The organism is Camelimonas sp. FR25 (genome assembly GCF_059740505.1).
Window position 1 is genome coordinate 1 of the sequence record NZ_JCAWFG010000023.1, and the last position, 356, is coordinate 356.

Sequence of the window (356 nt, forward strand, 5' to 3'; positions counted from 1 at the left end):
AGGAGATTTACGCGGCCGCTTGATCTGCGGCGGCACCCGAGATCGTCGCTGAGGCGGCGATGAGAGCGAGGTGGACATTGATGGCACAACGGCACGGACCGCAGCTTCAAAGCCTGGTCTACGACAGGGCCTTTAAGGCCGCTCATGTTATGAGGCCAGAAGCAGCGGACTCCCATCAAGGCCGGGAGCGTGATCGCTCCAGTAACAGGCCGGATAGATTCACGCATTCCATGCCGCCGGCTGTCAGCATTGCCCCTTGCCCGGGAGGCGTCCATAGATTGTCATAGATCCCGCGCCCGGGAACGCCGCCGAACACACGGAACCCATGCCAGTGGGCGTCGAACAGCATCTCATGG

Annotated in this window: 1 protein-coding gene; it reads right to left on the bottom strand. The window is 61.8% G+C overall.

Features of this window, described 5'->3' with window-relative positions; genetic code table 11:
- Positions 1-175: 175 nt before the first annotated feature.
- A partial coding sequence (locus AC6A67_RS03535) for a hypothetical protein (RefSeq protein WP_498035183.1) occupies positions 176-356 on the bottom strand: 181 nt, incomplete at its 5' end.